The sequence below is a fragment of the Sulfurimonas sp. genome (assembly GCF_026196735.1).
In the GTDB taxonomy this organism is placed as follows: Bacteria; Campylobacterota; Campylobacteria; order Campylobacterales; family Sulfurimonadaceae; genus Sulfurimonas.
Window position 1 is genome coordinate 99,595 of sequence record NZ_JAPHUF010000004.1, and the last position, 24,273, is coordinate 123,867.

Consider the following 24,273-nt stretch of genomic DNA (forward strand, 5'->3'; position numbering starts at 1 on the left):
TGTGCCATTGAACTATGGTGGTGAGAAGAGGAGTCGAACCTCTGAACCCATAGGGAGCAGATTTACAGTCTGCCGTCGTTGGCCACTTGACTATCTCACCATTTATCTGGTCTAACACTGTTTCTAATATTCTATTTCAATGGTGCTGACACGAGGATTTGAACCCCGGGCCTGTTGATTACAAATCAACTGCTCTAGCCAACTGAGCTATGTCAGCATCGAAATTGAGCCAGAATTATAGTGCAATATATTTTTAATGTCAATAGTTTTTATTAGAAATTTATAATATCTGAATCATTTAGTATAATTGGTTTCCAATCACCCCTATACTGACTTATTTCTTCTTTTATTTTTTCCAGATAATTAGGTTTTAAGTGATTAATATATAAGTTAATATCATCTCTTTTTAGCTTTTTAAGTTCTTTGAAGAGTAATTTAGGAGTTAAATGTTTAGATTTTTTTGCCAATTTCTCCATATCTGATGAAAAGGAACATTCTAAAACCATTGATTTAATCTCTTTATCGTTATTAACTTTATCTATGAGTGTAGCTAATGAGCATGTATCAGCTGTTATAATAACTGCTCTTTTGTTTTTTTTGTATATATAACCACAACTAGGCACTGTATGATCAGTTTTGAACGCTTCTATTGACTCACCCTTTCCTATGATGTTTTCAACTCCCAACTCCAACTCGACATACTCCACTACCATTTTATCCGAGTTTTGTAGAGCTATTTTTGAAAAATCAGGCCATATTAAATCATTAAAAAAATGTTTCTTAATAGCTTGAATTGTTTCTGGCAAGCCAATAATATTTAAAGTTTTTTCTCTTATATCAAAGTAATTATCTAATATATATGCTATATCGCTAATATGATCAAGATGAGAATGAGTTAACCAAATGTTTTCAATATTTGCAGATTTCTCCTCTAAAGGATTTAATAAATTACCTGCATCAATAACATTAGTTTCATTTAATTCAAAGGCGCTTGTTCCATGCCCTTTTGCTTTTGTTCCATGCGCTCCAAGTATCTTAATGCTATTTTTAGAAGATTTTTTTTGATTTTCATCTTCTATATAATTATCTTTAAACTCTTCTCGTACTTCTATTATCTTATTTAGGTTTTCAAAAAAGATGTCTACTAGTTCTGGGTCAAACTGTTTGCCTTTTTCCTCTTTGAAGAGGTTGAATATCTCCATATCATTCCAAGCTTTTTTGTAAACTCTGTCACTTCCCAAAGCATCAAAGACATCCGCAATTGCTGTGATGCGACCATATATATGTATTGTTTCTGCTTTTAGCCCTTGTGGGTAACCTTTCCCGTCCCATCTCTCATGGTGCTCGTATGCTACTATTGAAGCAGCTTGTAGTAGTGGTCTGTCAGAATTTTTTATCATTGAGTGTCCCAATTCTGCATGACGCTTCATTATTTCAAATTCACTATTTGTAAATTTCCCCGGTTTATTTAAAATAGCGTCAGGAATTGCAATTTTTCCTATATCGTGCATAGGACTGGCTTGCTTCAACAACTCAGCTTTTTCTTCACTCAAACCATAAGCTAATGCAAGTATTTTAGAGTACTCAGCTACTCTCTTAACATGATTTCCTGTCTCTTTACTTCTGCTCTCTCCAATAGCTCCCATTGTAAACACAACTTCTTTTTGCGTATCTTCTATCTCTTGTGCAAGTGTGGCTGAGACAATACTCTCTGCGGCATATGTACTAGCAAGCATAAGACGCTTCATATCTCGCTTTTCAAATATGTCACTTTCACCTTTGTGATTTATAACTTGAAACGCACCGATTATTTTACCCCTAGAATCAGACATAGGAATAACCATCATACTTTTAGTTGTATATCCTGTTTTTTTATCTATTTCAGAATTAAATCTTTCATCTTGATATACATCATCAATAATTATTTTTTCACCTGTTGTAATACTATGGCCAACAATTCCAGAATCCATAGGAAGCTCCACGGCATCCATTCCGTGAGCTACTTTTGTCCATATTGTCTTCTTATCATCATTTACAATCCAAACCGTACATCTGTCTGCACTTGTAAGTGCTCTCCCCATATTTGCTAAAACTATAATAATATCATCGTGTTCTCTTAAAGAAGTGATCTCGGTTAAGTAAACAAATATAAGCTCTAATATCTCATTTGCATTTAAGCTTTTAGTATGTTTCATCATCGTATTTAAGGCCTGTAAAAGAGTTTATTAAATCATTATAATTAAAAAATATTAAATAAATATTAATATTTAATTGACATTCCATTTTCCAAAAACTCAACGCTATCTTATTCAAAAAAATGAATTTTTATCAATAAATCTAAAAACATAAAACAGAAATGAAATGGAATAAACAACTATTGAACTTTCACTTTGAATTAATAAAATATAAAAAACAATAGTGCTAAACTATGTCAATATAAAAAAAGGATTAATACCATGAAGATACTCTTCGTATTTTTATTACCTATTTATCTGTTTTCATCAGAAGTAGATGTGTCAAATGATTTAGGAGATAATTATTCCAAAGGGATGCAACATTATAAGGTTAATGATTTTACAGCAAGTTACGATTTCTTTTCAAAAATATATCTTGAGAAACTCTCAGACATTAAATTCAACTTTTATTTTGGTAGAAGCGCTTATGAAACCGGTCACTACCAGACTGCTTTAGCTGCTTTTGAGAGAGTTGAAATGCAGGATGGTTCAAACCTTAGAAACAGACTTGAAATGGCACGAACTTATTTTATGTTAAAGATGTATGAAGATTCTGAGAACGCATTTAAAGATGTACTATCAAGTCCAAATATTCCTGATAATATTCGAACAAATATAGAATTGTCTCTCTCAAGAGTATCGAAAGTTCAACAAAAATCATTTACTTACGCAACTGCACTGGTAAATATTCTTTATGATTCTAATGTGAATTATGGTTCTATTGGAGACTATGAGTATGGTGGAGGAACTCACCCTCAAGTCGATGAAATCTCAGATAATGCTGTTGAAGCCTATGTAAATCTCGTAAATATTTATGACATCGGTGATAAAAATGGGTTTGCAATCAAAAACTCTTTGGCTGGATATCTAAAAGACTATAACACACAAAATGATTATAATGTCAAATATTTGGCTTACATGCCAAGTTTAATCTACCAAGAAACTAAATATCTAACTGAACTGGTTCTGGGAGTAGACACACTCTCATTAGGCCAAAAAAATTATCTGTCTACTTTGTTTATAATACCAAGATTTGAATATAAACATACAGATACACTCAAAAGTATCTCTTATTTTAAATATCAAGTAAAAACATTTAAACAAACAGCGCAACATGATTTAGATGCTAGTCGCTATGAACTCTCCTACGGTTTACAAACCATTTTGTCTCCACGCTCATATTTTCAAGCAAATGTTATAGGTATAAATGAGCATAAAAAACATGGAACCAATATATTGGTAGATTTTAATGAAGTTAAACTAAATGCCGTATATGCAAGCCAGTTCACTTCAAACTACGGTGTAGAACTTTTTCTAGAAGGAAGAAATAGACTATATGATGATTATAGTTCCAATTTTGATTCTACAAGAAATGATATTGGCGGAACTGTAAGTGTTAGTTTTTCAGCAAAAATACTACCAACATTAAGATTTAAAATAAAGACTGCCTATGAATATATTAATTCAAATCAAGACAGATTTACTTATGCAAAACACACAGCTACTGCTGGTTTTGTGAAAACATTTTAGGAGCCTAAAGATGAAAATATTTAAAATAATCATTTTATCAAGTATCTTACTCAGCATAAACCTCCTGGCAAATAGCGTGGCTACAATAACTGCTTTAAAAGGGCTGGCTGTTATTGAGCGGGCGGGCGAGAGTATAGAAGCTTCTCTTGGAGCCAAACTGGAAGCCAAAGATACAATTATCACTAAAGAAAAATCTAAACTACAGATAATATTTAAAGATGAGACCATTATAAGCTTAGGGAAAAACAGTAATTTTTCCATAAAAGAATATTTGTTTGAGGACAATCAAGCTCCAATAGCCAAGTTTGGAATGCTTAAGGGCGCTATGAGAGCTATTACCGGTAAAATTGGAGAAATAGCACCTGATAAATTTACAGTTCAAGCAAAAACAGCAACCATAGGAATACGAGGTACTAACTTTAGTGTTGTTGTAGGAGATGATGGTTCTTACCAAATTTACTGTACATACGGTACTATAAGTGTGTCTATAGGAGGAAAAGAGTATATAGTAAAGCAGGGCTTTTATATTAATATATCCCCTGATGAAATTGTTGAAATAAAAGAGTTTTCTGCAGAAGATTTAAAAAATATGAGAGACAAGAACTTTGGCAAAAATGAACAAAAAGAAAGTGAAGTGTCCAAAAGTGATACAGCAGAATCAGATAATAATGAACAGTTAAATCTAACTGTCACAGAAGACAGCGCAATTATTATTAAAGATGTTTCTGATATTACTACTGACAATATTCAAATAAGTGCTACTGATCTTCCTAGTTTATTGGCTTCATACAGTATGAACAATGCTCTGTATTCTGGAACCTACACTACCATAAGTGGGGTGTCTGGTCTAGGGGCTAATGGCAGTGCTGAGTTACTTGTAAACTTTGGAGCTGATACGGCTACATTGACTCTTAATGGAGGAACAGCAATATACAGTCAAAACCCTACTTTTAGCGGAACAGATTTCAGTTTAGGTTTAACAACTGCCGGTACTGGCAGCTCTACTGGTACCTTTGAAGGTCCAACAGGAAATAGTGCTATAGGAAATTTCACATATAATGATGGAAATGCGGATAGCGGTACATACAATGTGAGCACATCTCAAAAACTTCACTAAATAATGAAAAATAAGTATAAAGTCCTAACCCTTCTCTTTATACTTATCTTATTAACCATATCTTCTGCATATTTATACTTGCCAAACCATTTCCAATCATTAGATAACAGAGTACGAGACTTTTATTTTAAATATCGTGGTCCAGAAAAAGCAAGTGATGATATTATTATTGTAGATATAGATGAAAAAAGTATTAAAGAACTTGGTCAGTGGCCTTGGGAAAGAGATAAGTTTGCTCAAATTTTAACAAACTTGACAAATAGCGGTGTCGGAATTATTGGTCTAGATATTGTTTTTGCAGAAGCAGATAAAACATCACCCTCTAAGTTTGCTAAAGATTGGGGTATTACCTCAACACATATGCCAGACTATGACATGATTCTTTCTCAAGCTATTGCTGATACTCCTACAATTTTAGGTTATATTTTTGATTTTGATACTAACGAATACAAAAACGATGCCCCGCAGATTCCTGCCATATTTATTGAAAAAAATAAAAGTACCTCAGAATTTTTTCCACATGCAAAAGGTGTGCTGACTAATCTTCCTGTTATTCAAAATGAAGGGTACTCAAGCGGCTTTATGAATAATATTCCAGATGCTACTGGAATCATAAGAAGTGTCCCTTTAATGATAAAATATAATGAAATTATATACCCATCTCTTGCATTTGAGATGTATAGGATAGCTTCAAATTCTAAAAAAGTCACTGTTTCTTACAGTGATGCAGGAATTGAAAACATACAACTAGGCAAACAAAATATAGCAAGTGACAGATTTGGCAGATTGCACCTCAACTTTAGAGGACCTTCTAAGAGTTACAAATATATTTCTGCGGTGGATGTACTTAACAATAAAATGTCAAAAGAAGAGATAGAGGGGAAGTTTATTCTTATTGGAACATCAGCTTACGGCTTAATGGACCTTCGTTCAACACCTATGGACGATGTGATTGCTGGTGTTGAGATACAGGCAAACCTCATTGACAATTTACTCAACAATGACATGTTAATCAGACCATCATGGAGTGAGCTAGCAGATTTAAGCATGATAGTTATACTTTTATTTATAGTATTATTTTTATACTCAAGACTCTCTTTTTTCAAGCTTTTTATTGTTTTTACAGCTTCTTTTATATCTTTGTTATTATTTAATTACTACTTGCTATTTTCACAGCACCTGATTTTAAACTCTATTTTTCCAATCATTACTATGATAGTTTCACTTATAACCGTTCTTGGTGTAAATTATATGTTTGAGTTTCGTCAAAAAGAGATGGTAAAAAACAGTTTTTCAAAAAAAGTATCTAAGCAGGTTATGGAAGACTTACTCTTACATTTAGATGACACAGATCTCACTTCTAAAGAGGTGCAAGCAACTGTTTACTTTTCGGACATAAGAGGCTTTACCTCAATATCTGAAGATTTAAAATCTCCAAAAAGAATTACTGATTTTTTAAATTTTTATATGAACGCTATGGTTGCAATAGTTGAAGAGAACCAAGGGACTATTGATAAATTCATCGGTGATGCTATTATGGCTTATTGGAATGCACCTTTAAAAATTGAAAATCATGCTGATAAAGCAGTTCATACAGCACTAAAACAAATTGAGCAAAGAGATATACTAAACAAAACTATTAATAAAGATTTTGGTTTTGATGTTGACTATGGTATAGGAATAAATACAGGTGATGTTGTTGTAGGAGAAATTGGCTCGCATGGAAGATCTGACTATACAATTATAGGAGACTCTGTAAATCTTGCTTCTAGACTGGAAGGTCTTTGTAAGGAATATAAGGTCAGATTGGTTATTTCTGAATTTACAAAAGAAAAATTAACACTGCCATATGTTGTCCAACTCTTAGATATTGTAAGAGTTAAGGGCAAGAATAAGCCCATCAAGATATATGAAGTCTTATCAATTGGAATGCCAACTCAAGAGAAGCAGTTAGAACTACAAAAATATAATGAAGCTTATGATTTGTATACAAATGCCAAGTTTAGAGAAGCTTATGAAACTTTCAAAAAGTTATATGAAGTTTACAAAAAGCCGTTATACGAAATGTACGCTAAAAGATGTGAAAATCTTTTAGACATAGGTTTAAAAAACTTTGATGGTGTTTTTGAGTTTACTACAAAATAAAATAACTACTAATTTCATGATAACTCCTGTATAATTCTGAATAATTATATAATTTAAAGGATTTTACTTACATGTTAAAAATACTGTTCTCTCCGGCAGAGGGTAAAAAGAGCGGCGGGGATGAATCTGCCAAAGAATTACTTGGTTCTAATAGTGCGAGAGAAAATATACTAAATACATATAACTCTATTGTGCAAAACGGCAACGAAGATGAGATAAAAAAGCTATTTGGATTTAAAAAGTTTAGCGATTGTGAGCCATATATAAATGATATATTTAATTCGCCTCTTATGTGTGCGGTTGAAAGATACCAAGGCGTTGCGTATGAGTATCTAAAGTTTGACTCACTTGATGAAAAAGCCAAAGAGTACATAAAATCAAATACTATAATTTTTTCAAATCTTTATGGTCCAATACTGGGCGGGGACCCTATTGCTAACTATAAAGTAAAACAGGGAAATGATATTGGTGAAATAATCCCTGATAAATTTTATAAAGATAGATTTTCATATCAGCTTGATTTGTATCTTAGAGGGAGCGACATCTTAGATCTTCGTGCAGGCTATTATGATAAATTTTACAAAGTGACAAAGCCTTACACTACTCTAAAGTTTTTAAAAGATGGTAAAACTGTCAGTCATTGGGCAAAAGCTTACAGAGGTTTGGTTTTAAAAGCAGCAGCTCTAAACAACATCACCTCAATGGAAGAGTTTATGTCACTCGAAATGGAGGGTTTAAATGTTGCCGAGATAAAAGTAATCAAGAATAAGACCGAGATTATCTACAATATAGTTTAAGGTTTAAAAACCCTTTACAAGACCGTAGCGCTCTCGAAGTGTTTTAGTATAAAATACAAACCCAGATGAAAGTGTAAAAAGAATCACACCGCCAAGTATAATGGCCATTCTTGTCCAAGCATGCCCTATATGTTCTCTTATATTAATAAGATTTAGCACCGTATCAACCCAAACAAATGCTGCTACAACTAATGCAAGCTGTAAGATACGAACAACAATCTTGCTTTTAATAAATAAAAGAAACGGAAGCATGAGACAAATAGCTACTTCTACCATATTGGCATATCTCAAATAATGGGCACTGAGTATTAACATACTCAAAACAATAGGTAAAAGTTGTAAAAATACAATCAGTTTTTGTTTCAAAATAGACTCCTCTTCAGAATGAAAAATATTTTAGCATTCTACAATCTCATTTTAAAGCTTATACTGACCTATATCAAGATTTATTATATTTAATTATATTAAGCAGCAAGAGAGAACTCACTCAGGACATATAAATTTGATAGTTACTTTTTTAATATTATCGTTAAAATCATTTCCATTAGGGTTTGAGAAGGATACAGTAGTACTCTCTTGGCTGTTTTCATCTACTATTTCATACTTTCCATTACACTCTGCATACATTTGGTAATAGGCATCTTTTTTTCTTGCATCTATAATAGCAGCATCCCCTGACTCTATATAGCTTACATATCCATAGTCTTCTTCTGTTACTACGGGCACTTCAACTGGTACTGTTTCAGCAACTTTTTCCTCACCCCATGGCCAGTACTCTGTTACAGTGCTGCAGCCGGAAAATATAATTGTTAGTATCATCGCTTGAAATATTATAAATTTCATCATTTCTCCAAAATTTTTCTAAAAAGATTATATCACAAATCATAATATAATGATTTCCAAGCTATATAGTGTAAAAATAGTGTAAAATTCTATATATAAAACTAAAAGGCTTAGCTTGCAAGATTCACAAGAGTACTTAGATAAAAAAGCATATTTTGAGAAAATAATAACTCTGTATGGTAGAAATGTTGTAATAGAAGTCTTACAAGATGACACAATTGAGGTTCATAAACTTCACATGTCAAACTCAAACCAGACTGACGGTGCTGTAAAAACAATCCTGTCACTTGCTAAAAAAAGAGCTATTGAAGTGACTTATCACGATAAAAATGCACTAAGCCGCATAAGCAAAAATGCAAAGCAAGACCAAGGTGTGGCCATTGACATCATCGCAAACTCTTACCAAAGTGCAAAAGAGATAAAAAATATGAAAAGCTTCAGGCTTATTGCTCTTGATGGAATCCAAAACCCTCAAAACCTTGGGATGATTATCCGCTCATGTGCTGCAGCAAGTGTAGACGGCATAATACTTCCTAAAAAGAGTTCTGCAAAAATTTCTCCACTTGTTATAAAAGCAAGTGCCGGAACACTTTTTAAACTTCCTATTTATTACTGTAACACTCTTGATGAAGTTCTGCCAAACCTAAAAGATACAAAAATATACTCTCTGTCTTCACATGCAAAAACTAGTATATATGATGTAAAACCAAGCGAGAAGTCGATATTTGTTCTAGGAAATGAAAGTGATGGAGTCTCTAGCGAAGTTGAAAAACTTTGTAATGATTCTATAGCTATACCTATGAATAGGGGTGTTGAGTCTTTAAATGTTGCAGTGACTGCTTCACTTATAGCTTTTATGCAATAGTTATGAAGTCATAATGTCGTAAGGGCGTTTAATCTCTCTTATGACCTCATCAACACTCATATTACGAGATTTTCTCAAAAATTCTTTGCCATCTAAAAATACTAAAGCTGTTGGTATTGCATAAACATTAAAATGCGGTGCAATATCTTCGTGAACTGATATATCAACACTAACTATCTCAAACTCTTTAAAGTTAGCATTGAGAGCTTCAAGCAGCTTAGGTTTGAGTGCATGGCACACATTACATGTAGGTGCTGAGAAGTAAACCATCACAGCAATATTTTGCTCTATAATTTTATTAATATCTTCAATTGTTTGCATCAGTACCAAATCTCACTAGCTATCTTTATTTTAAATAGAAGATAAGTAATTAGCTATAAGGCAAAGTTTTACAGGACTAACTAGTTAATCCAAGAAGCTTTAACGCAGTAGATGATTACTTATCTTTTACCCTAAAGGGCGAGCATATTGTATCATATTGCTTCGTTAAAAATCCTTGAAGCTACAGGTAGCAACTGCAAATTTTTGCCTAGCTCTACAATACAATATGCTCGTTTAACATCTGGATAACTAGTGAGATTTGGTACAAAATTATATTATAATACAGCTATGAGTTCAATTATATTTTCAATTTTAGGTATCTATGTCTTTATACTTTTGGGTTATGTAGCCAAGAAAAGTTTCAAAGATGATATTGATGACAAAACTATAACCCTGATAAATGTTTACTTTTTACAAGTCTTTTTAACATTTTGGGGGCTTTTGGTTCGTCCTGTAGATATTACACTGATTTTTGCACCATCTATCTACCTTGTTATAGTAGTTTTGATTTTAATTATCTCAGCCGTAGTAGCCAAAAAACTTTTTAAAAACCAAAAAGAGTACTCCATTGCTGCAGTAGCAGCTATCATCGGCAATACCGGAAACCTTGGAATTCCACTCGGTATTGCCATCTTTGGAGAAGAGTCTATCCCGTACACGACCGTTATAAACCTTGTAAATGTGTTTATCGTCTTTACAGTTGGTGTCTACTACTATTCTCGCGGCAGTTTTGATGTTAAAACATCTCTTAAAAACATAGTAAAACTTCCAATACTTTGGGCAGCCGCTTTTGCGATTATACTTAGTGTAAATGATTATAAACCTAGTGAAGTGGTTATGAATACACTAATGATGGGTGCATATGCATCTATGACTATGCAGCTTTTTTTGTTTGGTCTTTATCTTTACGGAGTACAAATTAAAGAGATTAGCAAATCTTTAGTAATTTGGGTTTTATCATTTAAATTTTTGATTTTACCTCTTGTGGCATTTTTGGTACTTTACAATATTAAACTTGATTCGATGATAAAAGGGATAATATTTATAGAACTAATGATGCCACTAGCCATTGCAAATGTAAACTTTGCTTCGCTTTATGACTGTCAGCCTAAAGTAGTAACAGCGCTGGTGTTTATATCATCACTTGTTTTTTTAGGGGCAATATTTTTAGGTGTAAAGGTTTTAGCATTTCTGTGAATAAAATATACAAAATATATCGGCTACTTTATAAAACCTATGGTCCGCAGGGTTGGTGGCCTTTTATAAACTTACAAAAAAGCTATCATCCTTTAGACTACTCTTTTCCAAGAAACTCCGATGAGATATTTGAAGTATGTCTAGGTTCAATCCTTACTCAAAACACAACTTTTATATCAGTTGTAAAATCACTAAATAATCTACATGTCAAAGAAGCACTAAATCTAAATACAATAGAGTCTATGGATATAGATGAGCTAAAAACAGCAATCAGACCATCGGGTTATCACAATCAAAAAGCCAGATATATTTTAGAGTTTATCAAGTTTTACAGAAGTTTAGACGGTGCGATTCCTACAAGAGAGGCGCTTTTACATGTAGTAGGCATCGGCCCTGAGACAGCTGACTCCATTCTACTTTATGGCTACAATCAATGTGAATTTAAAGTAGATGCTTATACGCAACGATTGTTGCTAACACTAGGGCTCATAGATGAAAAAGCAAAGTATCATGATATAAAATATTTAATGGAAGATTCTTTAAAAGAGTGCATAAAAGATGAAAAAGAGCTACTAATAACTTATCAAGAGTTTCATGCTCTCATCGTAAACCATGCAAAAAAATTCTACTCAAAAAAACCCTATGGCGAAAGATGTTTCTTAGAAGAAGTGCAGAGTTCGTTATAAGCGAGTTTACGAATCCAGTCGTTAAATTTGATATCATTTTTTATGCAGTAATTTGCAAAATCTTTTAGCTCAGACGGAGTTAACATCAACTCCACTTCTACAAGTTTTTGGTTTTCTTTGATTAATGTTTCTATAGTTTTATAATCTTTCATGATGAACAACTTAGTTTAATATTTTTAGCTTCCATTGGAGCTGATTTAAATGCGGTGCTAGTGTTTTATCATCTAAAATATTAAATAGAGCTACAATAATATAATAAACTTTTTTTTAGAGCTACAATTAAGCATGGTTAATTTAAACTTATTGAATGAATAAATCACTTCAAATAGTTTATGAGTACCACGAGACAACAAAACATACACAAAAGCGCTATGCTCGTTCACTTGGGTATATGGACTGGAGCACTCAGCCCGATCCCTTTAGAACTTACAATGGAGCTCAAACTATAAAGCTTCCTTTAGCAATAGACAACACAACTCCACCATATCATATGCTAGATGATGAATTGCCATCTGCTCCGCTTGTAAGGGAGTCTATATCTCAGCTTTTACAGTTTTCTATGGGAATTGCTGCATGGAAGGAATCAGGCGGAACTTCTTGGGCAGTAAGATGTAACGCTTCAAGCGGAAATCTTCATCCTACGGAGAGTTATGTAATCTTGCCTCCCATTTTAAAAGAACAAGGCAATTCTACATGTATATATCATTACAGACCAAAAGAGCATGCTTTAGAAAAATTAGCAGATTTTGAGACAGAATTTTGGAACACTCTGCCGGAAAAAAGTTTTATTATCGGGCTTTCTAGCATTACCTGGCGTGAAGTTTGGAAATATGGAGAACGGGCATTTCGCTACACTCAACTCGATGCAGGTCATGCCTGGCAAGCTTTTGTAGTATCGGCAAAGATGCTGGGATGGAAACTAACACGATTAGACTCCCTTAGCGATGATGACATGTCAACTCTTTTAGGTCTTGGACAAAAAGATAGATTTTTTGAGAGTGAGAATCCTGACATGTTGTTTGTAGTATCTCATGAGGGAGTTGACTCTTGTTTAAATATTGACGCTCTTTTAGAGGCTATTCCTTTAAAATTTGAAGGTATTGCAAACAGATTAAGTTCTAGTATGCAAAATTGGGATATCATCCCAGCCATAGAAAATGCAACTAAAGAGCTTGAAATACCCCAAAAAACTCACACACAAAGTATAGTAAAAAAACATCCTACAAAAGAGTCCAAAGATGTTGTACTAAACAGACGAAGCGTACATGTCATGCAAAACGACATGTCAAAAATCACTAAAGTAGAGTTTCACAACATGTTAAAAAGTGTAGTTCTCTCTCAAGACTCCAAAGAAAACTCAGCTCATTTTGCGATATTTGTACATCAAGTGGAGGATTATGAAAAAGGTCTGTATATTTTAATACGAAATGAAAGAGATAAAGATGCTTTAAAAGAGCAGATGCGAGATACATTTGAGTGGAGCCAAACAGAGCTAGAGAACCTTTATCTTTTGGAATCAAAAGACTTTAGAGTTACTTCAAAAGCTATAAGCTGCTCTCAAAATATTGCAAGTGATGGAGCTTTTAGTCTGGGAATGCTTTGTAATTTTTCACAGCAGCTGCAAGAGCATGGCGCTCACAGATACAAAGAACTTTACTGGGAGTGTGGAGCCATAGGTCAACAACTATATCTTGAAGCTACATCAATGGGACTCTCAGGAACAGGAATAGGATGTTTTTTAGATGATGATATGCACAAAGTTTTAGGACTTCAAGATAATCGCTTTACGGTTCTTTACCATTTTACGGTTGGTCGCGGTTATGTAGATAGCAGGATTTTGACTAAGCCAACATATAATTAATGACAATTACCTTTGAAATTTTTAGAAGTAAACAGCCAATAGTGTAAAATTCTTTAAAAAGGATTAACATGAGTCAAAATATAAATATGGAAGCACTTTATACTTCTGCAGATAAATTTATCTCTCTAGCTAACGAGATTGCTCAAAAAGATACATCAGGAACAGTTGGTATGGGGTTACGCTATGCGGCTGCTCGGTATAGTGCATTTGAATCATCTATGATGACAAAAGATATGGCTAAAGAAAAAAATAAGATCAAAGAAGCTCTTTTAAAAGATTATGAAATGATGCTTGAAGAGAATTTAACTATGTACATTAAACATCTAGCATCTCAAACTACACAAAAATAATCTGTGTAGTTTGTAAAATTATTTAATTTTTTCTATTATAGAATCGACCGAGAAACCAAACTTCTCAAAAAGCTGACCGGCTGGAGCAGAAGCACCAAAGCTCTCCATAGCTATTACTTCATCAGCAAGTCTGTACCACTCTAAACCACGAGCGGCTTCAATAGCTACTCTTTTTGTATCTGGTTTGATGATAGAGTCTATGTACTCTTTTTCTTGCTCTATAAAAAGATCGTAACACGGCACGCTTACAACATTAACAGGTACATCTTTAGCGTTTAATGCTTCTTTAACCTTAAGTGCCAGTTCTACTTCACTCCCTGATGCCATTAGAGTCATTACAGCGTTTTCATCACTCGCAAGAAGATATCCACCCTGAGATGCCTTGCCTTTTAGTGCACTTGGAAGAACTGAAAGGTTTTGTCTTGAGCATACAAATGCAGATGGAGAATTTTTCATCTCTAATGCAGTTTTCCAAGCTTCAATGTTTTCGGCTCCATCTGCAGGTCTCCAAACATAGAAGTTTGGAAGTGCACGAAACTGTGAAAGATGCTCAATCGGCTGATGAGTCGGACCATCTTCACCAACACCGATACTATCATGTGTCCAGATAAAAAACTGCTGAATTTTGCTAAGAGCAGCTATACGAGCGGCAGGTTTTAGGTAATCTGAGAAGACAAAAAATGTAGCAGAAAAAGGCATTAACGGACCATAAAGTGCGATAGCATTAGTGATTGATGCCATAGCATGTTCACGAATACCAAAGTAAATATTTCTGCCTTTTGGAAACACGCCCATATCGTTTAGGTTTGTTTTGTTTGACGGACTTAAATCAGCTGAACCGCCTAGAAAACTAGGAATAGCTTTTGCGATTGCATTCATAACTTTTCCGTTTGTGCTTCTAGTTGCATCAGCCTTATCAAACAACGGCCACTCTATACGAGAAAAATCTGGGTTTTCTAAAGCACTTAGAGCTTCATTTTGCTCCATAAGAGGAAGAGTTTTTTGAGAATGAATCCACTCACGCTCCAACAAATCACCCTCTTCTATCGCACATCTGAATCTAACCATAACATCCGCGTCTACATGAAAAGTTTTTTCCGGGTCAAATCCAGCAGCTTTCTTAGCTTCAGCGATAATCTCTTCACCAAGAGGTGCACCGTGAGAGTGATGAGAACCTTCTAATTTTCCCGCACCTTTTGCTATGATAGTATTTGCAATGATAATTGTAGGTTTTGTATTTGCTTTGGCTGTTGTTAAACAAACATCAACCTCATCAAAGTTATGACCGTCACACTCTAGTACATCCCAGCCTTGAGATTCAAATCTCATACTAATATTTTCACTTATACTTAACGATGTTGAACCTTCGATTGTGATACGGTTAGAGTCATAAATCAAAATTAGATTATCTAGTTTATTGTGCCCTGCAATTGAACAAGCTTCATAAGAGACACCCTCTTCTAAATCACCATCACCGCACAGACAGTAAACATTATGGTCTATTAATTCTGCAGTCTCAGAGTTAACTTGAGCACCAACAAACTTAGAAGCCATTGCAAAACCAACAGCATTAGCAATACCCTGACCTAATGGACCCGTAGTAATTTCGATGCCTTCCGTATGTCCATACTCAGGATGACCTGGAGTTTTAGAATCTAGTTGACGAAAGTTTTTAAGATCTTCAATCTCTAAACCATATCCCCAAAGATAATAAAGTGAGTAGATAAGACCGGTTGCATGACCGCCGGAAAAAACCAATCTGTCACGATTTAACCAGTTAGGATTTTTAGGGTTGTGTTTTAGGTGTTCACTTAAAACTACAGCGATATCCGCAAGACCCATTGGAGCACCTGGGTGACCCGAGTTTGCCGCTTGAACCATATCTGCTGCTAAAAATCTTATACTGTCTGCCATTTTTTGACGCATTGCATTATTATTACTCATTACTATTACCTTTTTTATTTATGTCTGTTTATGTATTTAGTTAGTAGAGGTGAGAGTTCATTTTTTAAATTCTCATCAAAATTACTTAACTCTGTTGTGAGTTCATCCGCCAAAGCATTTGCTTCTTTCATAGTCTCATCAAGACCTAAAAGTGTTACAAAACTATTTTTATCTTCATCATTGTTTGTAAGCTTTCCAGCCTCCTCAGAACTTTGCGTCACATCGAGTATATCATCTTGAATTTGAAACAGAAGTCCAAGCTTTATCCCAAAATTATACAGTTTTTCACCTAACTCTTCTTTTCCTACTATAATTGCACCCATCTTCAGTGAAGCGGCGATGAGTTTTGCTGTTTTATTTGTATGAAGTATTTTCACATCTTCTATAGAGAGTGGTTTATTTTCAAAGTAACAGTCAATCGCTTGACCTAAAACCATTCCGTTTAAACCACCGTTAGATGAGAGTTCTCTAATGAGCTGAACTCTTGTGTAATCTGAAAAAGGAGCATCGCTTAAAACCTCAAAAGAGTAAGTGTTTAGTGCATCTCCAACAAGAATTGCAGTTACTTCATCGTAAGCTACATGTAGAGTTACTTTACCGCGACGAAGAGGAGAATCATCCATGGCAGGTAAATCATCATGGATAAGAGAGTATGTGTGCAAAAGTTCTATCGCATAAGCTGCGTGCATTGCACCATCAAGCATCAAAGTATTATATGATTTCACAACTCCAAGAAGAAGTGCTGGACGAAATCTCTTTCCGCCAGCTATCAACATCTTGTGCAGAGCCTCTTCATATGTAGGGTGAATACTTTTTGAAACCGGTAAGTTTCTTAGTAAAAAATTCTCAAAGTTTTGCATATGAAATTTTAGCTAATTTACAGTCACAAAAAACTGAAATTGGTCTCTTTGAAAAAGAAGATTTAATGAGTTTTTATTCTTTGATAATATATCTGCTATATTTCGCTCATTTTTAACCTCTACACCGTTTATTCCAAGAAGTTTATCTCCTAGTTTAAGTGCATACGGTAAAGCTTTTTTTTCTATTTTTACAATGAGCATATTTTTATCAAAAGAGATTCCTAAAAATTCTAAAAAAGTATCACTTAAATATCCTCCGCCTTTTCTCATCTGGCTTTTTACATTAAAACTAAGTACTTTGTCTGCTCTTTTTATTTTGACTTTATGAGTAGAACCTATTTTACTAAAAAGAACTTTACGCATAAAATCTGCACTGTTTTTGACTTTTTTTCCATCAAATTCTAAAATAAAATCATTTATCTCAAAAGGATTATCTTGCATAAATACATTACTTGCACTCACAACCACAATTCTGTTTTCATCTTTAACTCTTATACCGATATCCGCATAACTCACTTTATCTATTGTTAAAAATCTATTTATATACTCTTTTTCTATTATTCCTCTAGGGGTAACTATGCCTTCGAGTGCACAGCAGCTATTTAAAAGCATACTTGGTATTGGCAAAGGTTCACTATATGTTGCAAAACTGTTCAGTCCAACTTGACGCTTTAGTATTTTACCCTCAACAACTGTTTTTGTATTAACCGCAGCGGTTCCTAAAGATAGTTTCATATTTACTCTAAAGGGGTGTTTAAATCTTTTTTTATCTTCTATTAGATATAACGATAAGTATGGGTCATGCTTAATAATTTTAGCATTAGGAGGTTTTTGTGAGAAGATTAATCTCTGGTTTTTTTGTACTGGAATTTGTAGTGTTTGATTTACGATTGCATCTGAATGGATAGTTTTTAACTTACAAGCCTCAAAACCGCCTTTGCAAGCATATAGATTTAAAAGAAGAAAGTTTAGAGCTAAAAATAGCCTAAACATTTACTTGGCTCCAAACGGGTTTGAACCGCCCATTCCACCCATTCCACCGAGCATGCCCATAGCACTACTCTGTCTGTTTTGTTCTACCATTTTATTGGCATCGTTTATAGCCCCGATAAGCAAGATTTGAAGTGAATCTTTATCTGATAAAAGCGAATCATCAATATTAATATCAATAACCTCACCTTTTCCGTTGATACTCACTTCAACTAAACCTCCGCCGCTTTTAACATTGAAAATTTTAGACTCTAGCTCAGCTTGAAGTTTTTGTGCATTTTCTTGCAAACCGCTTAAGTCACCAAGCATTTTACTCATATCGCCTAAATTGAACATATTTAAATACTGTCTGCTATATAATCTATATCATTATTATCATCTAAGATAACAACTTTAGGTTTGTAAGTCTCTAGCTCTTTTTCTTCATAAGTAGCATAAGCAACAATTATTACTTTGTCACCTTTGTGAACTTTTCTAGCAGCCGCACCGTTTAAACAGATGTCTCGTTTACCGCGTTCGCCTAAGATAATGTATGTTGAAAATCTTTCACCATTATTGACATTTAAAATCTCGACTTTTTGTCCAACTCTCATCTTAGCAGCTTCTAAAAGCTCTTCATCTATTGTAATTGAACCAACATAGTTTAAGTTAGCATCAGTAACAGTAGCGCGATGGATTTTGCTGTAGAGCATATCAATTAACATATTCTTTCCCTACATTCCCATCTGTTTTCGCATATCACACGGAGAAATTGGATCATCCCACTGCTCTGCTTCAATAACAAACTCTTGTACTACATTTCCGCCAATTATATGCTCATCAACAATTCTATCGATTTTTTCTTTAGTTAATCCTGCATACATTGTGTGTCCAGGCTCCACAAGCATAACCGGACCTGATGTACAACGATTGAGACATGAAGTACGAATAGGTTGAACCGTTCCCATAACTCCTGTTTGCATTAGCTTTTGCGCTAAATGCTGAAAAAGGTCCTGAGTTTCAGGTGTAACACATGACGGTTTTGGCATACCCGGAGGAGATGACTGCTCACATTTAAATATGTAAAATGCTGGTTGAGGAATTCCCATAAATTTATCCTTAATATTTTTCGCAATTATAACAAAAATAACCTCATAAATAATTATGCTATGAAATAAGTTTTAATATTTAAGAATTTAATTTATATTTAGTAACTCTTTTACTACTTCCCTATCATCAAAAGGCAATTTTTCATCATAAATAATTTGGTAGGATTCATCACCTTTACCAAGTATTACAACCACTTCATCCTCTTCTTGATCATCAAGTGCCATTTGTATAGCTTTTTTTCTATTTAGCTCTACACTTACTATGCTCTTATCTTCAATACCTTCTAAAATATCTTCAACTATTGCCTGAGGGTCTTCATTTCTTGGATTATCGCTGGTAACATATACTTTTTTTGCTAAAGAAGCCGCAACTCTTCCCATCATAGGTCTTTTTGATCTATCTCTGTCTCCACCGGCACCAAACACTACCAAAAGTTCTTTCTCTTTAAGCGCATTTAAGACTTGCTGCATCCCGTCTGGAGTATGTGCAAAATCAACTATTACATTTGGAAGAGAGCAAACCTGCTCCATTCTACCGCTGACACCGGCAAAATTATCAACCACTTCCGCCACTTCTTCGAGTTTTTTACCTGTCAACATGTGAACTGCAGATATTGCTGCCATTAAATTATAAAGATTAAAAAATCCATGTAATGACGCAGTAAAAGGAACCACTTCTTGAAAGTGCTGTATTATTCCGCTTGACGCATTATTGAGAGAGTATGCTATAAGCCTGTATGTAGCAGAGTTTTCTATTGCGTAAGTCATAGTGTTTTTAAAATTAAATGATGCTTTTGGCTCATCTTTATTTATAAGTTTTTTGCAGTCATCTTGAAAAAAACTATTTTTAGTTGCTATATACTCACCAATTGTTTTATGATAATCTAGATGGTCTTGAGTAATATTTGTCAGTATTTTTAACTCAAAATTTAAGCCTTCTATTCGTTTTTGAGCAATTGCATGTGAACTGACTTCCATAATAAAAAATTCACATCCAGCTTCAACTGCCTGATAAATATGCCTGTATGTATTTAAAACTGACGGCGTGGTTAAACTTTTTCCTTCAACAATATCATCATTCATAAAAAAACCACGCGTTCCCTGCATAGCAGTTTTATAGCCTAAATCTAATAAAAATGAGTATATTGCGCTCGCTGTAGTTGTTTTACCGTTTGTACCGGTAATTCCAACTATTTTAATTTTATCTATGCCAAAAAGTCGTGCGACATCTTTAATATTTATAATTGAGTGAGCAGAGTTATTTTTTGCATCTTGAAGATATTTTTCATTTTGGTTTGTTAAAACAAAAGCCGTTTCATTATCGCATTCCGAAGAGTTTTCAGTTATATACTTAAACTCTTCATTTGGTAATTTAATTTTCACTCTTAAAGCCCTTTGCTAACTTTTTTAAAAGTTTTCTAAGGACTTCATCACTTGGATAAGCACTTAAAGCATTCTCTAAATACGCAAGCGCCATCTCTGAAAAACCATTATCAATAAGGTTCTCTAAAAAATCAACAAAATCATCTTTTTGAGTTATTATTACACGAGTTGAAAACATAATATTTTCAAAAGTCTCTTTGAAGCTCTCTCCACCATCTACTATAGCTTTAAAATCTTTATAAAGTATGCCGTCTTCAAATTCAAGTCTGTCACGAAGTGGTTCTGCAAATACTTCACCAAGCTTCTCTAGTGAACCATCCATATTTTGCAATATATCGCTAATGATAATATCTGCTTGTTCTTTATCTTCTTCTTTTAAAATCTCATAATAATCAAAAAGAGCCTCAGCCCCGCCTTCTCCACTCATAGCCATTTCAGCTAAAATAACGCCATTATATGCCTCTTTGGAGTTGGGAAAATTTTGTAAAACAATTGCAAACTTCTCTAATGCACTCTTGTAGTCACTCTTTGAGAAGCTTTCTTTTGCTTGTGATAATATTTTATATTTACTAATACTCATAATTTCCACTTTATTTATAGGTTGTCTATATCGTTTTCCATGCCAATTGGTACATTTATAACCGTTAGCTCTGGATGTATATCCATCTTTAGTTGTCTTTCAACGCCGTATTTTAGCGTAGTTCCACTGCTTCCACAGCCAATACACGCACCTTTTAACTGCACATAAACTTTAGAATTTTTTACAGTTAAAAATGCTATATCACCGCCGTCAAGAGCTAAAGATGGACGAACTTTATCTATAACATTTTCTACAGGACCCATCAGTTCTTCATCTGTAAATGGAATCATACCCATCCTTTAAAATCAATATTTTTTATTATTGTCATAAGATATGACAAAATCGCTTAACTAATGATAAAAAATATCACTTATTCTTCCAATGAAAGAATTTGATGAACATAGGTTGGTTTTCTCATGCCAACAAGTATATAATCGACACTTTCTCTTTGAATTAAAAAATTCAGTGCACATTCTTGCATACTTGAGTTACACTCTTTAAAAAACTCTTTTAATTGAACTTTAGTATTTTTGCTACACTCGTATGCAACCATTTTTCTGTACTCTTGAAGATATAAATCTATAAAGTTAAGCATTGTATCTCTATTTTGCTCATCTAACGCCTCTAGAGTCTTTTTCATATGAGGAATTATTTGAGTAAAAAGAAATGTGTCATAATCACCAATCCAACCAAATTTATGCTTGTTCGCATCGAGCTGTTCTAAAAGATTGTATAAAGGTCTTAACATGTCATTGTCGCAAACTTCCATAAGCTCATTAAAGTGATGATAATATTCTCTGCTTTCGTCATAATCAGCAAGACGAAACATCATATTTTCATATTTTGCATTTAACGGTCTATTTGCTAAAACTCTTAACCCATTCGCTTTTGCCCAAGAAGCACATTTTAAACCTTCTCGCTCAAGAAGATTAATTGGCAGCTCGATTGTTGTGAAACTGTGCTTAGTATTTCCAGCCACAACAGCCGCATTTTCTGCCAAAGTTATTAGATCTTCGTATGGCAGAAACTCTTCATTGGTCTGTTCAAGCGAGAAACTATTTGAACTTACTCCATAAGAGCCTATTCTTCCATTTTTAACCTCTTCTTCAAGACCTACAAAAGATTCTTCAATTCTTCTATACATCTCATCAAGTCTTTCATCTTTATCTATACCTTTTTTTATGGCATCAATAAGATAATATTCAGGGTTATGAATAAGATAACAATCAACCCTGCTCATCTCCAATCTTTTTAGAGATTCACTAAGCTGTGCATGCAAAAACGGTTTTGAAATTGAGTGAAAACACTCTTGGTTAAACTCTACCACATCCTCTGCAATTGGTTCTTGTTTGTGACTAATTAAGTTTGAGCCTTGAATATATCCGAACTTACTAACTATTTCTACTTGACTTCTTTTGTCTTCATCAAATTCTCTAAAAGCAAGAGCAATAGCTCTCTCTGCTCCGCCATCCGTATAGTTAGATGATGTATCTATCATTTTTATGCCCGAATCTATTGCTTCTTTTAATGCTTCTATATGCTGAGGATTTAAATCACTTATTCTATAAGTTCCAAATGCGAAATTACTCATACTGCTTGTCTCTCTTTAAAGTATTTTAGAATTGGGAATTTTAAACTCTCAAAAACAAAGTTTTTGTAGCTTTATGGGGTTGTAGGGACTAATGTCCCTGCCACTGAAATGAATTACTTCATTTCAGTGATGAAATAGTAATTACACTAATTCAATAAATGCCATAGTAGTAGCGTCACCACGACGAATACGAGTTCTAGTAATTCTGGTATATCCGCCAGTACGATCAACATACTTAGGAGCTATTTCATTTACTAATGTTTTAGTTGCTTCTTTACTTTGAAGCGCCGCGAATACTGCTTTATGAGCGTTTGCATCATTCTTACCAGCTATTGTGATAAGTTTTTCAACATAAGAACGAAGCTCTTTAGCTTTAATAACAGTAGTTTCAATTTTACCGTGTTCAATTAACGAAATACTAAGGTTCTTAAGTAAAGCTGCACGGTGTGCGCTTGTACGACCTAGTTTACGATATCCATGACGATGTCTCATCTCTAATTCCTCTATTTAAGCTTATAAAGCTTCTATTTTCTTTTTTAATGCACTAACAACATCATCTGCTATATCGCCGCCAACTTCAAAGCCGAACTCTTGAAGTTTTTCAACGATTTCATCATATGATTTCTTACCTAGGTTTTTAACATTTTTAAGATCATTAGTACTCATCATTGCTATTTCACCTACTAGTTTGATGCTTGAGCGGTCAAGACAGTTAAAACTTCTAGCACTCAAACCTAAACTATCGATATTAGTTGTTAATTTTTTAAGATCCGGGCTCTCTTCAACTCTTTCAATTGTAGTTGGAGCTTTAACACTGATCTCAGAGTTAAATACAGCTAATTGAGCATACATAACTTCTAGTGAATTTCTAAACGCATCTAATGGAGAAATTTGTCCATCAGTTCTAATGTTTAAAACAACTCTTTCAAAGTTAGGGTTATCTTCTACTAGCACATTCTCAATTTTGTAAGTTGCACTGCGAACCGGAGTGAAATAAGCATCAAGTGCTATATATCCATCTTCTAATTCATCATAAGTATCTTCACTAGCTACATAACCGATACCTTGAGCAATCTTAATGTTAAAGTTAAGAGTAGAATCTTCATTTAATGTTGCTAGAGGAGCATCCGGAGTTACTACCTCTACTTCATCATTTGAAAGATCACTTCCTTTAATAGTACAAGGACCAGCAAAGCTGTAGTTGATCTCTGTCTCTACACTTTCATCTAATAATTTAAAACGAATCTCTTTAAGATTTAAAATAAAATCAGAGATATCCTCAAGCATACCACGAACTGAATCGAATTCATGTTTAGCACCCTCAATTTTGATAGCTATTGGTGCATAACCAACTGAACTACTTAATAAAAAACGGCGAAGTGGATGAGCTAAAGAGATTGCATAACCAGTTTCAAATGGGTATGCCATAATATTAGCTTCATTCTCACTAATCTGTTCTACCTCAAATTCTTGAGGAGCAAGTGGAGTAGTTTTAATTTTCTTCATTCTCTAACGCCTTTTATTAATTATTATTTCGAGTAAAGCTCAACGATTAAACGCTCTTCTACAGGTATAACAACTTCTTCACGCTCTGGTAAACGAGTGAAGATACCAAAAACTTTTTCAGAATCAGTATCAACCCATGGAGCTAAACCAGTTTGGTTAGTTAATTCCATAGCACGAACAATTTGATTATTAGTCTTACTTGATTCACGAACTTCTATTTTCTGACCAGGTCTAACACGGTAAGAAGGAATATCAAGTTTTTTGCCATCTACAAGTAGGTGACCGTGAGTTACAAGCTGACGAGCAAAACGACGAGTTGAAGCAAATCCCATACGATAAACTACATTATCTAGTCTTTGTTCAATTAAAGTAATAAGGTTTGTAC

27 protein-coding genes and 2 tRNA genes are annotated in these 24,273 nt (G+C 34.0%); 9 read left to right on the forward strand and 20 right to left on the reverse strand.

The features are described from left to right. Nucleotides 1-15 precede the first annotated feature (15 nt). The 3 genes from OQK60_RS02855 to OQK60_RS02865 all read right to left on the reverse strand — a co-directional run bounded on the left by OQK60_RS02855 (nucleotide 16) and on the right by OQK60_RS02865 (nucleotide 2,198). Nucleotides 16-100, reverse strand: a tRNA-Tyr gene (locus OQK60_RS02855). A 40-nt stretch (nucleotides 101-140) separates the two neighbouring features. After that, a tRNA-Thr gene (locus OQK60_RS02860) sits at nucleotides 141-217 on the reverse strand. 55 nt (nucleotides 218-272) lie between these two features. Further along, entirely contained in the window at nucleotides 273-2,198 is a 1,926-nt protein-coding gene (locus OQK60_RS02865) for an HD domain-containing phosphohydrolase (RefSeq protein ID WP_297683871.1), read from the reverse strand. Nucleotides 2,199-2,456: 258 nt separating this feature from the next. Between OQK60_RS02865 and OQK60_RS02870 the strand changes: the two genes are divergently transcribed. The 4 genes from OQK60_RS02870 (at nucleotide 2,457) to OQK60_RS02885 (ending at nucleotide 7,823) form a co-directional block, all read left to right on the forward strand. Next, on the forward strand, nucleotides 2,457-3,764 hold the full coding sequence (locus tag OQK60_RS02870) for a tetratricopeptide repeat protein (protein ID WP_297683873.1): 1,308 nt from the start codon (nucleotides 2,457-2,459) through the stop codon (nucleotides 3,762-3,764). A gap of 10 nt (nucleotides 3,765-3,774) precedes the next feature. Then, the gene (locus OQK60_RS02875) at nucleotides 3,775-4,881 is read left to right on the forward strand and encodes a FecR family protein (RefSeq protein ID WP_297683875.1); all 1,107 of its coding nucleotides are present in this window, start codon (nucleotides 3,775-3,777) and stop codon (nucleotides 4,879-4,881) included. Nucleotides 4,882-4,884: 3 nt separating this feature from the next. Next, nucleotides 4,885-7,026 carry an adenylate/guanylate cyclase domain-containing protein gene (locus OQK60_RS02880; protein ID WP_297683877.1) on the forward strand — a complete coding sequence of 714 codons (2,142 nt, stop codon included), beginning with the start codon at nucleotides 4,885-4,887 and terminating at the stop codon, nucleotides 7,024-7,026. 71 nt (nucleotides 7,027-7,097) lie between these two features. Continuing rightward, a complete protein-coding gene (locus OQK60_RS02885; RefSeq protein WP_297683879.1) occupies nucleotides 7,098-7,823 on the forward strand; it encodes a YaaA family protein in 726 nt (241 codons plus the stop codon). A gap of 3 nt (nucleotides 7,824-7,826) precedes the next feature. On the opposite strand, the gene OQK60_RS02890 is transcribed toward OQK60_RS02885, so the two are convergent. After that, nucleotides 7,827-8,189: a hypothetical protein gene (locus tag OQK60_RS02890; protein WP_297683881.1), complete on the reverse strand. Its 363-nt coding sequence runs from the start codon at nucleotides 8,187-8,189 to the stop codon at nucleotides 7,827-7,829. Between the two features lie 117 nt (nucleotides 8,190-8,306). Then, the gene (locus OQK60_RS02895) at nucleotides 8,307-8,666 is read right to left on the reverse strand and encodes a hypothetical protein (RefSeq protein ID WP_297683883.1); all 360 of its coding nucleotides are present in this window, start codon (nucleotides 8,664-8,666) and stop codon (nucleotides 8,307-8,309) included. A gap of 115 nt (nucleotides 8,667-8,781) precedes the next feature. On the opposite strand from OQK60_RS02895, the gene OQK60_RS02900 reads away from it, so the two are divergent. After that, entirely contained in the window at nucleotides 8,782-9,531 is a 750-nt protein-coding gene (locus OQK60_RS02900) for an RNA methyltransferase (protein ID WP_297683885.1), read from the forward strand. Here OQK60_RS02900 and OQK60_RS02905 read toward each other — a convergent pair whose 3' ends face one another. Further along, nucleotides 9,532-9,852: a thioredoxin family protein gene (locus OQK60_RS02905; RefSeq protein WP_297683887.1), complete on the reverse strand. Its 321-nt coding sequence runs from the start codon at nucleotides 9,850-9,852 to the stop codon at nucleotides 9,532-9,534. A gap of 252 nt (nucleotides 9,853-10,104) precedes the next feature. Here OQK60_RS02905 and OQK60_RS02910 point away from each other — a divergent pair, with 252 nt between their 5' ends. Continuing rightward, nucleotides 10,105-11,049, forward strand: coding sequence for an AEC family transporter (locus OQK60_RS02910; protein WP_297683889.1), 945 nt, complete (start codon nucleotides 10,105-10,107; stop codon nucleotides 11,047-11,049). Further along, on the forward strand, nucleotides 11,046-11,735 hold the full coding sequence (locus OQK60_RS02915) for an endonuclease III domain-containing protein (protein ID WP_297683891.1): 690 nt from the start codon (nucleotides 11,046-11,048) through the stop codon (nucleotides 11,733-11,735). Before OQK60_RS02910 ends, OQK60_RS02915 begins: the two co-directional genes overlap by 4 nt. Here the strand turns inward: OQK60_RS02915 and OQK60_RS02920 are convergent. Further along, nucleotides 11,690-11,887, reverse strand: a complete 198-nt coding sequence (locus tag OQK60_RS02920; RefSeq protein WP_297683893.1) for a hypothetical protein — start codon at nucleotides 11,885-11,887, stop codon at nucleotides 11,690-11,692. The genes OQK60_RS02915 and OQK60_RS02920 overlap by 46 nt on opposite strands. Nucleotides 11,888-12,042: 155 nt before the next feature. Here OQK60_RS02920 and OQK60_RS02925 point away from each other — a divergent pair, with 155 nt between their 5' ends. Together OQK60_RS02925 and OQK60_RS02930 are read left to right on the forward strand one after the other, a co-directional pair. Then, nucleotides 12,043-13,596 carry a SagB/ThcOx family dehydrogenase gene (locus tag OQK60_RS02925; protein WP_297683895.1) on the forward strand — a complete coding sequence of 518 codons (1,554 nt, stop codon included), beginning with the start codon at nucleotides 12,043-12,045 and terminating at the stop codon, nucleotides 13,594-13,596. A gap of 68 nt (nucleotides 13,597-13,664) precedes the next feature. Continuing rightward, nucleotides 13,665-13,946, forward strand: coding sequence for a DUF3144 domain-containing protein (locus tag OQK60_RS02930; protein WP_297683897.1), 282 nt, complete (start codon nucleotides 13,665-13,667; stop codon nucleotides 13,944-13,946). 18 nt (nucleotides 13,947-13,964) lie between these two features. Here the strand turns inward: OQK60_RS02930 and tkt are convergent, their stop codons facing one another. The 13 genes from tkt to rpsD form a co-directional block, all read right to left on the reverse strand. After that, entirely contained in the window at nucleotides 13,965-15,890 is a 1,926-nt protein-coding gene (gene tkt / locus OQK60_RS02935; RefSeq protein WP_297683899.1) for a transketolase, read from the reverse strand. 14 nt (nucleotides 15,891-15,904) lie between these two features. After that, a complete protein-coding gene (locus OQK60_RS02940; protein WP_297683901.1) occupies nucleotides 15,905-16,750 on the reverse strand; it encodes a polyprenyl synthetase family protein in 846 nt (281 codons plus the stop codon). Between the two features lie 12 nt (nucleotides 16,751-16,762). Continuing rightward, nucleotides 16,763-17,743, reverse strand: a complete 981-nt coding sequence (locus OQK60_RS02945) for a PDZ domain-containing protein (RefSeq protein ID WP_297683903.1) — start codon at nucleotides 17,741-17,743, stop codon at nucleotides 16,763-16,765. Beyond that, complete coding sequence (locus tag OQK60_RS02950) at nucleotides 17,744-18,076, reverse strand: YbaB/EbfC family nucleoid-associated protein (protein WP_297683905.1); 333 nt, start codon at nucleotides 18,074-18,076, stop codon at nucleotides 17,744-17,746. A 2-nt stretch (nucleotides 18,077-18,078) separates the two neighbouring features. Then, on the reverse strand, nucleotides 18,079-18,444 hold the full coding sequence (gene panD / locus OQK60_RS02955) for an aspartate 1-decarboxylase (RefSeq protein WP_297683906.1): 366 nt from the start codon (nucleotides 18,442-18,444) through the stop codon (nucleotides 18,079-18,081). Nucleotides 18,445-18,453: 9 nt separating this feature from the next. Continuing rightward, a complete protein-coding gene (locus OQK60_RS02960) occupies nucleotides 18,454-18,828 on the reverse strand; it encodes a (2Fe-2S) ferredoxin domain-containing protein (RefSeq protein ID WP_297683908.1) in 375 nt (124 codons plus the stop codon). A gap of 87 nt (nucleotides 18,829-18,915) precedes the next feature. Then, nucleotides 18,916-20,211, reverse strand: a complete 1,296-nt coding sequence (locus tag OQK60_RS02965; RefSeq protein WP_297683910.1) for a UDP-N-acetylmuramoyl-L-alanyl-D-glutamate--2,6-diaminopimelate ligase — start codon at nucleotides 20,209-20,211, stop codon at nucleotides 18,916-18,918. Then, entirely contained in the window at nucleotides 20,201-20,791 is a 591-nt protein-coding gene (locus OQK60_RS02970) for a hypothetical protein (RefSeq protein ID WP_297683912.1), read from the reverse strand. Before OQK60_RS02970 ends, OQK60_RS02965 begins: the two co-directional genes overlap by 11 nt. A gap of 14 nt (nucleotides 20,792-20,805) precedes the next feature. Continuing rightward, nucleotides 20,806-21,081, reverse strand: a complete 276-nt coding sequence (locus tag OQK60_RS02975; protein WP_297683914.1) for a NifU family protein — start codon at nucleotides 21,079-21,081, stop codon at nucleotides 20,806-20,808. An 80-nt stretch (nucleotides 21,082-21,161) separates the two neighbouring features. Further along, on the reverse strand, nucleotides 21,162-22,382 hold the full coding sequence (locus OQK60_RS02980; protein ID WP_297683916.1) for an aldo/keto reductase: 1,221 nt from the start codon (nucleotides 22,380-22,382) through the stop codon (nucleotides 21,162-21,164). Nucleotides 22,383-22,523: 141 nt separating this feature from the next. After that, a complete protein-coding gene (gene rplQ, locus OQK60_RS02985) occupies nucleotides 22,524-22,874 on the reverse strand; it encodes a 50S ribosomal protein L17 (protein WP_297683918.1) in 351 nt (116 codons plus the stop codon). A gap of 21 nt (nucleotides 22,875-22,895) precedes the next feature. Continuing rightward, nucleotides 22,896-23,888 (reverse strand): DNA-directed RNA polymerase subunit alpha, encoded by a 993-nt coding sequence (locus OQK60_RS02990; RefSeq protein ID WP_297683920.1) that lies wholly within the window; start codon nucleotides 23,886-23,888, stop codon nucleotides 22,896-22,898. Between the two features lie 23 nt (nucleotides 23,889-23,911). After that, on the reverse strand, nucleotides 23,912-24,273 hold a 362-nt coding region (gene rpsD / locus OQK60_RS02995; protein WP_297683922.1), incomplete at its 5' end, for a 30S ribosomal protein S4.

Excerpts from the sequence above, each read along its gene's own strand:
- OQK60_RS02880 (WP_297683877.1), top strand. The coding sequence starts at position 4,885 with ATGAAAAATAAGTATAAAGTCCTAACCCTTCTCTTTATACTTATCTTA.
- OQK60_RS02960 (WP_297683908.1), bottom strand. The coding sequence starts at position 18,828 with ATGGGAATTCCTCAACCAGCATTTTACATATTTAAATGTGAGCAGTCA.
- OQK60_RS02945 (WP_297683903.1), bottom strand. The coding sequence starts at position 17,743 with ATGTTTAGGCTATTTTTAGCTCTAAACTTTCTTCTTTTAAATCTATAT.
- panD (WP_297683906.1), bottom strand. The coding sequence starts at position 18,444 with ATGTTAATTGATATGCTCTACAGCAAAATCCATCGCGCTACTGTTACT.
- OQK60_RS02865 (WP_297683871.1), bottom strand. The coding sequence starts at position 2,198 with ATGATGAAACATACTAAAAGCTTAAATGCAAATGAGATATTAGAGCTT.
- OQK60_RS02905 (WP_297683887.1), bottom strand. The coding sequence starts at position 9,852 with ATGCAAACAATTGAAGATATTAATAAAATTATAGAGCAAAATATTGCT.
- OQK60_RS02970 (WP_297683912.1), bottom strand. The coding sequence starts at position 20,791 with ATGAGTATTAGTAAATATAAAATATTATCACAAGCAAAAGAAAGCTTC.
- OQK60_RS02975 (WP_297683914.1), bottom strand. The coding sequence starts at position 21,081 with ATGATTCCATTTACAGATGAAGAACTGATGGGTCCTGTAGAAAATGTT.
- tkt (WP_297683899.1), bottom strand. The coding sequence starts at position 15,890 with ATGAGTAATAATAATGCAATGCGTCAAAAAATGGCAGACAGTATAAGA.
- rplQ (WP_297683918.1), bottom strand. The coding sequence starts at position 22,874 with ATGAGACATCGTCATGGATATCGTAAACTAGGTCGTACAAGCGCACAC.
- OQK60_RS02895 (WP_297683883.1), bottom strand. The coding sequence starts at position 8,666 with ATGAAATTTATAATATTTCAAGCGATGATACTAACAATTATATTTTCC.
- OQK60_RS02920 (WP_297683893.1), bottom strand. The coding sequence starts at position 11,887 with ATGAAAGATTATAAAACTATAGAAACATTAATCAAAGAAAACCAAAAA.
- OQK60_RS02925 (WP_297683895.1), top strand. The coding sequence starts at position 12,043 with ATGAATAAATCACTTCAAATAGTTTATGAGTACCACGAGACAACAAAA.
- OQK60_RS02885 (WP_297683879.1), top strand. The coding sequence starts at position 7,098 with ATGTTAAAAATACTGTTCTCTCCGGCAGAGGGTAAAAAGAGCGGCGGG.
- OQK60_RS02930 (WP_297683897.1), top strand. The coding sequence starts at position 13,665 with ATGAGTCAAAATATAAATATGGAAGCACTTTATACTTCTGCAGATAAA.
- OQK60_RS02940 (WP_297683901.1), bottom strand. The coding sequence starts at position 16,750 with ATGCAAAACTTTGAGAATTTTTTACTAAGAAACTTACCGGTTTCAAAA.
- OQK60_RS02870 (WP_297683873.1), top strand. The coding sequence starts at position 2,457 with ATGAAGATACTCTTCGTATTTTTATTACCTATTTATCTGTTTTCATCA.
- OQK60_RS02950 (WP_297683905.1), bottom strand. The coding sequence starts at position 18,076 with ATGTTCAATTTAGGCGATATGAGTAAAATGCTTGGTGACTTAAGCGGT.
- OQK60_RS02980 (WP_297683916.1), bottom strand. The coding sequence starts at position 22,382 with ATGAGTAATTTCGCATTTGGAACTTATAGAATAAGTGATTTAAATCCT.
- OQK60_RS02875 (WP_297683875.1), top strand. The coding sequence starts at position 3,775 with ATGAAAATATTTAAAATAATCATTTTATCAAGTATCTTACTCAGCATA.
- OQK60_RS02990 (WP_297683920.1), bottom strand. The coding sequence starts at position 23,888 with ATGAAGAAAATTAAAACTACTCCACTTGCTCCTCAAGAATTTGAGGTA.